Raw genomic sequence first — 12,671 nt, forward strand, 5'->3', positions numbered from 1 at the left:
CTTATCCGCATTTTTTTAGTTTATTAAGTCTTGACCTGATATTTTCTATGGTTTTGGAATTATCCTGTGCCACAAGGTCTTCTCCGCATAGTGGGCATAGAAAATGGTAATTTGTAGCTTCATTGAAAAGGAGACGTAAACACCCTTCAGGACATTCAAAAAATACATTCCCCTCTTCAAATTCAAGACGCTGTTCAAGGTTTTGAATTAATTTCTTTCGCTCTTTTTCCAGCCGGGTTTCTATACCAGATAAATCAAGACGCCAGAGATAAGTCAACCATCCACTGCTGGTATCACGTTCCCTCCTGCAAACCACCAGTTTATATTCATTTAGAATAAAAAGTGTGCGCCTAACGATATTTAAAAGAACTCCTGTTTCTTCTGCAATCTTTTCATCGGTAACCTCTCCTTCAGGCATATTCTCAATCATTTTTAAGCCTTCGTCACCAACCAGCTGTTTCAGGTAACCTCGAATAACCGGGTCATTTAAATCTACCAAAAATCTTCACCTCAACAATAGCAATTAATATGAAATAAGTTAGGATTTTAATTTTGTGTTTAAGTTTGGTATAGTTTTGTTTTTCTCTTTACCTTTACCATCTGTGAGACAGTGGATTTTTTCCACACTTATTCTTAATTTTTCCATTACATCCCTTCTGCTATGTCCTTTATGCACCACCGAAGTAAGCGGCTCATCTATACCTATATGATGACCTACATCAGGAATATCTACAGTATTCTGACCAATCAAACCATTTAAAATTTGTTTATTTATAAGCACATCATTTTGCGAATATACAACAGCTCTTGCTGCAAACTGTTTGACATCTGTTGTTTCTGGCAAAATTCCAGAAAAGGATTTTACGTGTGTATCAAACAGATTCATATCGGTAGCAATCTCAACAGTATCCAGACTACCCTGTAACCTTGGGTTTATTTCCAATACAACTGGACCATCTTCAGTTATAATAAAATCAACGCCATTTGAACCTTTAAGACCGAGCTCAAGCATTAGTTGTTTTGAGATTTTATACATTTCATCCTGATACAATGTTTCAAATGGTGTTATATTACCACAATAAGCAAACTCCGTATCTGTAAGCCAAGGTTCGCCTATTAACTGTTCATTTATAGCTATTGCATACGCATTATCTCCTGTGGAAACCATCGATACACTTACAGGAATTCCTTTCTCAAATTTCTGGATTATTAAATCATCTAATGTCCATAAGGGATATGTTTCCAATAACTCGTCAATTACCGATTCAAGTTCATCAAACGATTCAGCCTTTCTGTTGAACATCCCTCCACCAGCACGTTTTGGTTTAACTATTATCGGGTAATCATTAATATTTTTTATATCATTAGCCGAATAGGTAATAGGATGTGGAATATCCATTGATTCAAGTTTTCTGGCAAACCTGTACTTATCCGTAACCTCATTCATAATCTCTTGACTGTTGTTCAAAACTTTGGATGGTAATTGCTCCTGATTTATATATTCAAAACCTGAATCAAGAACAATAGCATCAAAATCGATTTCAAATTCTGATATCCATTCAACTACTTTTTTACAAGATATGCTTTTTATATCTTCTACATAATTGGATGGTATCTTTTTTGTTGATACTGCAGATTCTTTAAGGTCAAAATCACAGAATGCATCGATTGAATATACATTATACCCTGATTTATTTGCAGAGCATACTATATTCCGGGTATCGTATCCAATTATCAGAATGTTTTGTATATGATTAATATTCTGCTACTCCTATTGATTTTGCTTGGTAATATTAATCAGACAGAACAAATAAACCGTGTTCTGTTTTTATTACAGGTATTTCGCTTTTATTACCGCTTTCAAAAGTTACTGGTTTTTTTAGGGTTAACGTCTTATAAGTTTCAGGATCAAGCACCATGATTTCGTTATCACCTTCTGATACAAGTACAGCTGTTATTGCATCATCCCTGCTTGCCACATGTACTGCTTTATTCATTTTATCCTGATATTCCACAAAACGTGAACCGTTAGACAAATCAATACCGGATACCCTGTTTCCTGAGTTTTTGATTTCGATTACACGGTCTTTATATTCTATTATGTCTCCTGCTTTGAATTCAGGGAGACGCATGGAAAAAGTGATCCTGTAAATTTCTTTACCATCTTTTTGCCCGAATAATGTCGGAGATTCGGAAAATTTCCCTCCACGTTCAGATTCTATCTGCTTACATATTTGACGAGAAGTATTTGATGAACCAATATAAAGGTCAATTCCATGTTTTGATTCTACTGATTTACTTATAAAGGCAAACCTTTCACCTTTCTTATACATACGGTCTATTACATCATTTGCTATCCTTATGCAATCCTCTACCTCATTTTTATCAGGCACCCGGTTTGTACCTCTTATCTGTACTATGCCTTCAAAATAACCCCCTGCTATGCGGCTGCATCTGTCACAGGATTCGCGCCCTATACGCACTTCTGTTTCAAGTTCCTGATTAACAGGTACACCTTCCACACGTGCATCTACAATAACACGTACACGATACATATAAGATGTCAATTGCTGGGGTTCAAAATATATCTCAAGGTCACTGGCGTATTCATGAACCATTAATTCATCTTCAACCAGTCTGATAACCATATCTCCGGTACTATCCACATCATCCCATACACCCTGATAATAAACCGAACCGCATCTGGAACAAAATTTAACATGAATTACATGCGGAAGTCTGGCCAGTTGAAATTGCTCAAAAAAACAGTCTTTACAAACGTTTTCGTACAGCACATCAGTTTCATTTCCGCATTTGGGACATAAAATGAGACTCATTACTGAAAAATATGTAGTTGATTATATATAAATTTCGCCCGGCGAATAATTACCAGAGTTGCCATTTATCATTTTTTACTTCTCCACCTTCAAGTATATCCTCTTCAAATATTTCACTTTCTAAGTCTTCAATACCCAGTATTCTTCGAAGCTGATATAAACAGTTCGCACAGATTAACCTCTTACCTACAAGTTTACCTTCACAAATATTCTGACTTTCCTGGATATTCCCACCTACAGCTTCCGGGTCGTAACAATTAACTCCACAAAACATACATTCCGGACTCATAATAATAAAACCCGACATCCAAGTGTTTGAAAAGTGATTAAGGGTTGTTAAAATTTAAATCTTCTGCTAAAATCATATTCAAACGATAGTTAATTTATCAAATAAATGTAAAATTAGAAAACAACAATAAAAAAAAGAAGGTAGAATTATTTTTTCAATGTATATCCTTCACTTCCAGCTCCAATTTTTTCTGCAGCATCAACCTGTATTTTAGGGTCTACACCCCAAACATCTTTCATAGAGGATTTAGAACCATGTTCCTCCATTTTGCTGTTTATCAAATCAATACTTGCCATATCGATTGCTACAGGGTCTTTGGATGCAAGAATTCCAACATCTTTAGAGAAACTGGGTGTATAGAATCCGAAGCAATCACATCCAAGTGTGAGGTCAAATATCCAGTTTATATAACCAATTTTTCCTGATAATGAATTAATAGTTGCTATTGATGCTTCACCTATCCGTTTTTGCAGTCCTTCTGTAAAGTTTTCAGGCGGAACAATTGCTCCTTCCGGACAGGACTCCACACAAAAACCTTCACCTTTGCAAAGTTCAGTATCAACTACAGCTTTTCCATCTTCCATCTTCAAAGCGCCCCATGCACACATATCTATACAGGTTTCACAGCCTACACATTTTTCAGGCTCTATTGTAGGAATGCCTACCTCATGGCAGTCGGTTTTACCATCTTTGTCAAGACATCCCATACCCAGATTTTTAACCGCGCCTCCAAATCCGGTGGCAGGATGACCTTTAACATGGGATAATACAATCATGGAATCTGCTTTCGCAATGGCGGACGCTACTGTAGTCTGTTTGAGTTCTTCACCATTGATTTCAACGGTTACACTTTCATCACCCATTAATCCATCACCGATGATAACAGGGGCATTCATGCTCTCCTGTGTAAAACCATTCACAGAAGCAGTCCAGAGCGCATCGGCAGCGTTAAACCTCATACCATTATAAAGAACAGTTGTATCCACTACAAACGGTATCCCACCTTCATCTTTGACCATATCAACAACAGCCCTTACTATTGCAGGGTGTATATGTGTGGTATTGCCATGCTCTCCGGGATGAATTTTTATTGCAACAAGGTCTCCTTCTTCTACTGGAGAAATCTCTGGATATAACTCTTTTACCTGATCTATCTGTGTCTGGTTTGGACTGATAGAATCTACTGGTTTAAAATATACATTACTCATGATTAACACCTATTTATCTTCAATGCAGTCAATTAAAAAAAGATTTGCTGTAGAAATAGAAGATTACTTTAAAAATATATATCTATCCGTGAAATTATCACGGATAGTTACTTTTTTATCCTGTAGATGGAGGCCAGTTTTTATCCATCCATCCAGGTATACGACCTGAATCTGCAGGTCCTATAACAACATTTGCTCCAGTTTCGTCCTCGACATCACCCTGCAAACGTGCTGCAAGTCCTGGAAGCATCAAAGTTTTGTGATTTGTTTGTTCTTTCAAGTCAAATTCTGATTCTTCCAGTCCTTTCTTAATCTTTGAAGCAGTCAACTGTCCACCTGCAACTGCCGCTTCTACACCGATTCCTTCTGTATCAATTGCTGCAAGGTAACAATCAATATCGTTGGAAGCCAAGTCGCTTTCAACCGTATAGTAGGTGAGTGCAAAATTTGTGGTTATAATTACAGGAGAATCGGCAGTTGGTGAACCGACTTCATATACACCCGGGTCAACCATAACCGGTTTACGCGGGTCTGTATAAATTGTATCCCGCATATGCAATTCCGGCAGCATGGCATAGGGTTCAGTACTGTGAAGCAGCATTATATCGCCGTATTTAATTATAAAAGTACAGGCAAGTACAGTTTCCCAGTAGGATGCACTTACTGTATCCTCATATACCAACCATGATGTAAGAGGTACTGACATTAGCGGGAAGGCTATTTCACGGTCTCCATTAATTCCGGCTCTTCTAAGTTTTATAAAATTATTGAACGTGTCCCTTAACTGTGTACCTGTAGGATAAGTACCCGGATCAAGGACAAGGTTTTCCATGCCCATTTTAGTAAATGTCAAAGCCATGGATTTCAGCAGGTCGAGGTCACCCGGTGCAAACAATGTAACCGGTACACCATAATCATTTGCAATATCTGCAACTTCCTGCCAGTTATCTTTATTTGCAGCATAAATCAGTGGATTTCTATCTGATGATACTTCAAGTCCGGCTCTTAATACCTCGGGATTAAAAGAACAAAGTACCATAGGGAGGTTAGTAATTTCTATAACCTTTTTTACAGTTTCTGAAAATTGGGTGGGGTCATCTGATACAGAACGGATTGCTATGGCATCAGGGTTAAGGAATTCTCCAACATAGAATTTCTGGAAATTTTCAATATGGTTAACCCTTTCTGCAAGGTCATTTTCATCCATAGTGTCCCATACATCATAGGTCAGAGCCGTTTTGTTGAAAAATGTGAGTTTGTGTCGGTATAAGACATCGTCTCCACCGATTGTAACTGCCTTATCACCTACTCCTATGTCCACTTCACGAATTTCTGGTCTTAGCAGTTCCTGCAATTTTTCAAAGTTTTTTTTCTGATCTTCCCTGAGTATTGGTTCACAATCTGTTAGTTCTGCAGAACGTTCTATTAACCGGGATGCAAAAGCCATACATGTGCTCTCACCGCATATTCCACAGTTATCTCCCGGGAGGTATTTATACGCCTGAAGGGGACTATTTATCTTCATTAATTACACCTCCGCCCCTATCCAGTTACTGATGTCTATATCCTCAGCTTCCTTTGTTCCAAAGAGCGACTGGGTTGTTTCTTTCAATACCTGTACTGATGTTGGATGCATCATCATGAACAGGTCGTTACCGGCAAGAGCCAGTGCAAGACCGGTTGATATTTCCCATATAGGTCCTCTGTACTCTCTTGGTCCCCAGTCTGAATCATTTTGTATTGGTGATTCTTTCATCCATGATTCACGTGCACCCCATGCGTTGGTTGTTCCTGATGACATAGGGAACGTGAGTTCATCATCACCTGTTAGTCCGGCAAGCCTTATCCTTTCCATATTGGTATAGGCATAATCCAGACCGTAACCAAGTGCTGCTGTTGTCGGGTCCATAAGGATGCTGTCTCTTGGAACATTGCACTGGGTCATGAGTTTCCTGTTAAGTTCTTTTTGAGCGTTGATTTCAAGTTGGGTCCATGAGAGAATAGCGTGTCCGTAATCGGTTGCTGCTTTAGCAATGCGTTCATAATCAAGATTTAGGCTTGCAGACGCAAGCAGAGCCCTTTCGCCCTCTGCAACTTCTGCAGCCTTTTCAAGAACTTCAGGGTCTTTGTCAGGATTACCAGAACCACCTATAACCAGAGGCACATCAACAGCCTGCAAAACATCCTCTACAACCTTTGATGCTTCTTTTGCTGATGTATCTTCTATGTTGGGGTCTGTTGATACCAGATGTATGGTTACCATATCAGCGTTATATTCATTTACTACTTTCTTTGCCCATTCCGCAGGGTCATCCATAACATCTTCATAATTTGTTCTTACGGATTTTGCCATACTTATAGGCAGGTCAAAAACATCCATTGTGACATAATTTCTGTGAGGCATTTCTGCATCAAAATAGTATGGAAGTGCATTCTCTCCACCAAGTGTTATGGTATTACCGCGTGAACCTCCATCAGAGGATGTTGCACCTAAAGTTACTTCTTCTATTGTATGTGTCCATTCTTTTACTGGGGATACTTCAAAACTGGATGAAGCAAGTTCGGAAAATCCTGTTTTTGCAGCAATTCCCTCAGCAGATGGTGCTTCCTGTCCTACAGCACCCATCGACGCACCAAATAGTTGGTCTACCGGATATCCCAACAATTTTGCAATGTTTGCTATATGAAATGAAACCTGTGCTGCTTCATATCCCAACGCATAGGATAGATTGGGATCAAGACCTACACCACTAACATCGAATTCTATATCACCTTCGATGTTAACACCTTCAAGTGCTTCCACATCAAGGTCCTTTAACATCTCAGTAAGGTCTGATAATTTCATTTTTTTTGTCATGTAATTTCCACCATCAAATGCATTGTTAATAATAGGTTAAAGCACAAATTAAAAAGATAATTTGTATATAAAATTGATACAACTTATAGATTCAAATCGTTTGCTATATTATTTATCTCTTTTATAGCAACCGATTCATCAGGTAAATCAAACAAAGGAAGCCCTTTTAAATCCCTTTCTTCAATGATTTTATCGACAGGTACTGCACCGAGCAATCTCAAATCCAAATCTTTTGCGTTTTGCTCAATCAGTTCACGATTGCTTTCTGTAACCTTATTGGCAACAACATATACATTTTTGACTTTTGTCTCAAGTTCACCAACCAGTTGACGTATACGCTCACCCGTCTGCATACCTCTCTTGGAGCCATCTGTTACAACAATCAGGTCATCGATTTCAGGGATTAATTTGCGGCTGAAATGCTCAAGACCGGCTTCAGTATCAATTATAACAGCATCATAATTTGTAACAAGTCTTGTCATTATTCCCCGAAGAAGATTATTTACATAACAATAACAACCGGGTCCTTCTGGACGACCCATGACCAGCAGGTCATAGTCATCCATTTCGTTTATAGCCTCATATACCTTGGATTCCAGTACAGATTCTTTATTACTATCTGGAGGGAAATTATCTCTTTCATTGAGCATAAATTCCCTCATCTCACCAAGTGTATGATCTATTTCACATCCAAGAGCATCAGGGAGGTTGGTATCAGGGTCTGCATCAACCGCCAGTACAAGATTGTCATCTTTTACAAGATGACGCATAAGCATGGCGGTTATGGCAGTTTTCCCTGTACCGCCTTTACCTGTTACCGCAATAATTCTGGTCACAAAATTCCCCGCTTGGTATCTAAATTTATTCCTTATTCTTCACAATAATCCGGTCGATTGAAACCTTGGCATTTTTGAGGGTTACTTTAACCCCACCACTTGATGCGCTTGGCGTCCATGAAGGTGCACTTGGCATGGAAGCCGGCATCTGGGTCATATACTGAGATGGAGCGGATTCTGGTTGTCCTGATTGTTCTTCTTCCGCTTCAGTTTCTTCCTCTTCTTCCTCAGACCATCTTTCAATTACTGGATGTTCAGTTTCTTTGAGATAGGTTTCCAGTTCACTGATGTCACCAACATCTTGTTCTGTTGGTATTTTATTAACAACATCCTCTGGTATATAATCGACAACTTTCTCTTTGAGGTGGCTTGGCATCCATACAACTCTGTCCCATCCACCATCAGCCTGCAAGAATTTTGGTGAACGGAAATAGTTTATACCAATACCAAGGAAACCTACTACCTGTTTACCTCCACCGGTCTGTCCTGCCATTGTAGAGAAAGGAAGACCGTTTGGTGCATTGCCAGTGAAATCTCTATCTACCCATCCAATACCATCTACTTCAGGGATGTAGAACCCTACTACTTCAAAACATCCACAGGATGTATGTGGGTACTCAAAGAATGAATGAAGTTTAATACGGTCAAATTCTCCACCTGAAAGTGATTTTGCAGCCTCGTTGACTCCTGAATATTCCCCTCCTACTTCATCAATAACTTCACCTTTTTCAATAGGGAATTGTGGACCTTCTGGGTCTACTTTTGCTGCTGCCCTACCATCAAACCAGTTTATAGCCCCACATAGGGCAATTCTATCAGGAGTTATAACACACACATTTGATGGTGCAAATGACTGGCATAGAGTGCATCCATAGAAAGTGTCCACATCTTCTTCATGGAGATTTGCTGTTCTTTCATCACGTTCCTTGTAAATCTCCATTGCATTTTCAAGTTCTTTATCTATTTCTTCAGGGTCTGTGATGTATACCGCTTCAATTTTCTCAATAAATGAAAGTTCATTCTTAAATAGCGACATCATGGCTGCTGCCATCTGTTCAAAGGAGTTTAAACCTTTATTAACAGCATCTTTGCTGAGTCTGACCCAGATATCATATCTCTGGTTGAGATGCATTACACCCTGCATGTAATTATAAAAATCGTGATTGCGGCGTTCTACAATAGCCTCAAGGTCTGGCTCTACAAGTTCGCCCCCTATTTTATAAAGCATTGCAAAAGGATACCTTGAACCCTCTTCCATTTCAGAAATATCAGGTCCTATCAGGGTGAATTTACCATCTTCTATTTCATCTGAATCAGTTGCTCTAACCAGTTCAAAACCTTTTGATTTTGGACCGGCGAGCTCTACATACATATCGTTCTTTCTAATCCTTTCTCCTTCAAACATCGGAGATATTTCAAGTGGGAATTCTGCCATGTTTTATTCTCCTCTTTGTGGATTACAGGTTCTCTATTAATTCATCCAGTGCTTCAATATGTTTTTCATCATTCAGATTACCAAACGACATTGTAGCATTTTGCAAATAATGTTTATCAATGGATATTGTCTTGAGATTTGTGAAGTTTTTGAGACCAGATAATACCTGATTTATATAATACTTTTTGTGCCCCAGTATAATTGCCATATCATAGCAACCATTTCCATCAAGCCCTCCCCAGTTAGGGTCACAGAGATACAATCCCAGTGAATGGATATTGATATATTTGGCGTTAACACCTTTATCAACAAGTTCCTTGATGGAGTGACCGGTGGCAGCCACCGGTATTCCAGCTGTTTTTGCTATTGTGACTGCACGATCAAGTACTTCTTTATTTTTAAGCAGTTCAGCACCTACAATCATCAGCGGTCGTTTTGCTTTGGAGATAGTTTTGGCTGCTACTTTTGGCTGTACAGGCTTTGCGTTTTTTGTGCCCCATGTAGTGTACACACGTGTGTTTTTAATTGCATCAACCATAAATTACGCCTCTTTGCAGAGTCTTTTAACATTAGTCGGCTGTGCTGAAACATCAAACTTCATGCTTGGACCAGAAATTATTTTCTTTTTCTTCCAGTCAATTTCCCAGCCGTGTTCAGATTCCAGTTTCTTTAGCAGGTCTCCACGTTTTGTAAGCGGAAGATCGGTTTCAGTTCTAACAAACTGATACCAGTCCTCTGGCATAACACCCAGATATTTCTCGCTCAGTTCAATGTAGTTTGTAAGTTTAATCATACGACCCATATTGTTATCGCTTGGTCGCATACAATTTTTGGCAAGAATCGGCATCAGTTCTTCAACTGATTCAACAGTACTTAGTAGGAATTCTGGTGAGGATGGTATCGGAAGTTCTTCACCATTTCTTGCATCATAAACCGTCCATTTATCTTTCTCGTACGGTTTACCGATAAGTGCTCTTCTATATTTAGAACCGTGCGGTCCTACTATCACAGGTATTCCGAATCTGTTGCATCCTGTAGCAATTGAAGATGCTTTCTGTGAATATGCTCCCCATGCAACACCTACTGCACCCACTCGGTTCAGGATGTAATCAGCGATTTCTTCGAAATTACCTGTTACATTTCTTTGAGCAAATATTGATGCAACTTTAATTGCTGTTCCGGTTATGTGTGAGTTGGATACACATGAACCTACATTCAAAAGATTTCCTTTGATGAATTTTCCAGGATACTCCTCATACAGAGTGTTGCCATCTTCATTCCTGTACATGCCAAGATCCATTGCAGAACATCCAGATACCACTACAATGTAGTTTCTTTTAAGCATCTCATCTGCAATCCTGTAAAGGTCTTTTGTACCTTCAGGATAGTTAGAACAGCCTACCAGCGCAATGATACCTGGTGTCGTTCCAAGTACAAGGTTTACTCCTTCTTCCCGTATTTCAGGGTCACTAACCTGTCCTCTTCCTGCTCTCAATGTCCCTTTTTCCTCACGTATTACTCTTTGAGCGGATTTTTCAATAACGTTTAGAACCGGTATATCTTTGGGACACACCTGTTCACATCGTCCACAACCTATACACTTATCATGAAGTTCTTCAAATGGTGCAAAATCTCCTGTCTCTGCAGCGCTCATTGCGTCACTGATAGAAAGATTGGTGGGACATACAAGTTCACATTCTTTACAGTGAACACATCTTTCTGTAAGTTCTTGCAGTTCTTCACTTGTTGGAAGGGATTTTATTCCTTTCTCTTCACGTATTGGTGCCATGTCCATAGCAAGACGAGGTGCAAGTTCACCGAGCTTATCAAAATCAAGTATGAGTGCACCCGGCTCAATTCCAGACTTTAGGTCTTCCAGTATATCATCTACATCATCACTAGAGCGGTCTTTGAGACCATACATGATTTTGTCATTAGTACTTATCACAGGGATTGAAAGTTTTTGAGCTTCCCTGAGTATATCAGCCCTGACACATTGTTCATCAACAACGATAACATCAGGTACTCCTGAACGTATCATTTTCAACTCTTTTGCCAGACTACCGATAACCTTTGCTTTAGGCTCATCTCCTTCATCTGTATTGTACCTAGTCATATCAATTGCTGTACAGCACAATCCAGCTATTTCTATATCATCTGAGAGACTCTGCTCATCTATATAATCCATTATATTGGTTACACCTGAAACGTTGTGTCCAATAGTAAGAAGCATTGGTTTCGATGAATCGATACATCCCATTCCGATTTCAGCAAGTGGTGATTCTGCATCTGATTTGGGCATCTTAAGACAGGAAATCTGGGCAATGTCGGAGATTTCCATTCCTACATGGTCAAGCATACCACCATGAAGAGCTTTAGATTCAAAATCAATTGCTTCTCCTTCCTGTCCCATATGAATAGTAGCCAGAAGCTGGGTTATCTGTTCTTCTACATAATCCAGTACTTTTTCAAGGTCACCGAGTGTTTCAGGCTTGTAACCGGTTACAGTTTGCATTACGGGTGTTTTGAGGTTTGATGGTCCTACATCTATTGGATGGTCCCGACCGTATTTTTCAATAAGATGATGAAGCAAATGCCTACCATGACCTGTATGAGCTGATGCACCTGTTATCACACGAAGCAAAAACTCACGCGCTTGATGAGCTTTCATGTCAATACCACATGCACCCTCTTTATTGCCGCTCAAGTCACATTTACCAAATGTACAGTAGCAGCACTGATCACACATTGGTGTGTATATTGGTTCGTATCTGTTAAGAAGATTAAAATCCCAGTGTCTAAGTGATGAGATACCGGGTTTAGGAGTTACTCCCATCTCCTCTTCTTTTTCTTCCACTTCTTCTATTGCACCAACAATATTCTCAATTGTTACCTGGACATTTTCAAGGTCTTCAATTGAAAATTTGCCTGTAGTTATGTTGCTCATGTGTAGTTTATCCTCCTGATTAGAGATAGCGAAGTATCAGTTTGTAAAAATTGTATTTGAAAAGGTGAAAATCTATAAATATATCACGAATCTAAATCACTGTTTAAGGCTTTGTTCCTAAATGTTCCGATGAATATATAAATGTTTCCCTGAATTTGTCATGATTATATTAGATAAATTAACACTTATTAACAACAAAGAGTTATACATATAGTTATTTTTAACCGTAAAAATAATTAATTATAATAACATTTTTTACTGA

11 protein-coding genes are annotated in these 12,671 nt (G+C 38.9%); all 11 read right to left on the reverse strand.

From position 1 onward, the window contains the following. Position 1: 1 nt before the first annotated feature. Positions 2-499 carry a transcription factor gene (locus METEV_RS02080; RefSeq protein WP_013193902.1) on the reverse strand — a complete coding sequence of 166 codons (498 nt, stop codon included), beginning with the start codon at positions 497-499 and terminating at the stop codon, positions 2-4. Between the two features lie 39 nt (positions 500-538). Further along, entirely contained in the window at positions 539-1,447 is a 909-nt protein-coding gene (locus METEV_RS02085; protein ID WP_049890875.1) for an ATP-grasp domain-containing protein, read from the reverse strand. A gap of 346 nt (positions 1,448-1,793) precedes the next feature. After that, complete coding sequence (locus METEV_RS02090) at positions 1,794-2,837, reverse strand: 60S ribosomal export protein NMD3 (RefSeq protein WP_013193904.1); 1,044 nt, start codon at positions 2,835-2,837, stop codon at positions 1,794-1,796. Positions 2,838-2,886: 49 nt separating this feature from the next. Further along, entirely contained in the window at positions 2,887-3,126 is a 240-nt protein-coding gene (locus METEV_RS02095) for a hypothetical protein (protein WP_049890877.1), read from the reverse strand. A 146-nt stretch (positions 3,127-3,272) separates the two neighbouring features. After that, the gene (locus METEV_RS02100) at positions 3,273-4,334 is read right to left on the reverse strand and encodes a DUF362 domain-containing protein (RefSeq protein ID WP_013193906.1); all 1,062 of its coding nucleotides are present in this window, start codon (positions 4,332-4,334) and stop codon (positions 3,273-3,275) included. 115 nt (positions 4,335-4,449) lie between these two features. Continuing rightward, on the reverse strand, positions 4,450-5,859 hold the full coding sequence (acsC, locus tag METEV_RS02105) for an acetyl-CoA decarbonylase/synthase complex subunit gamma (RefSeq protein WP_013193907.1): 1,410 nt from the start codon (positions 5,857-5,859) through the stop codon (positions 4,450-4,452). A 3-nt stretch (positions 5,860-5,862) separates the two neighbouring features. Then, positions 5,863-7,191: a CO dehydrogenase/acetyl-CoA synthase subunit delta gene (gene cdhD, locus METEV_RS02110; protein ID WP_013193908.1), complete on the reverse strand. Its 1,329-nt coding sequence runs from the start codon at positions 7,189-7,191 to the stop codon at positions 5,863-5,865. Between the two features lie 83 nt (positions 7,192-7,274). Continuing rightward, complete coding sequence (locus METEV_RS02115; RefSeq protein ID WP_013193909.1) at positions 7,275-8,027, reverse strand: ATP-binding protein; 753 nt, start codon at positions 8,025-8,027, stop codon at positions 7,275-7,277. Positions 8,028-8,052: 25 nt separating this feature from the next. Continuing rightward, entirely contained in the window at positions 8,053-9,462 is a 1,410-nt protein-coding gene (gene cdhC / locus METEV_RS02120) for a CO dehydrogenase/CO-methylating acetyl-CoA synthase complex subunit beta (protein ID WP_013193910.1), read from the reverse strand. Positions 9,463-9,484: 22 nt separating this feature from the next. Then, positions 9,485-10,000: a CO dehydrogenase/acetyl-CoA synthase complex subunit epsilon gene (gene cdhB / locus METEV_RS02125; protein ID WP_013193911.1), complete on the reverse strand. Its 516-nt coding sequence runs from the start codon at positions 9,998-10,000 to the stop codon at positions 9,485-9,487. Between the two features lie 3 nt (positions 10,001-10,003). Then, positions 10,004-12,409 carry a CO dehydrogenase/acetyl-CoA synthase complex subunit alpha gene (cdhA, locus tag METEV_RS02130; RefSeq protein ID WP_013193912.1) on the reverse strand — a complete coding sequence of 802 codons (2,406 nt, stop codon included), beginning with the start codon at positions 12,407-12,409 and terminating at the stop codon, positions 10,004-10,006. Between the last annotated feature and the right edge of the window lie 262 nt (positions 12,410-12,671).

The sequence above is a fragment of the Methanohalobium evestigatum Z-7303 genome, assembly GCF_000196655.1.
In the GTDB taxonomy this organism is placed as follows: domain Archaea; phylum Halobacteriota; class Methanosarcinia; order Methanosarcinales; family Methanosarcinaceae; genus Methanohalobium; species Methanohalobium evestigatum.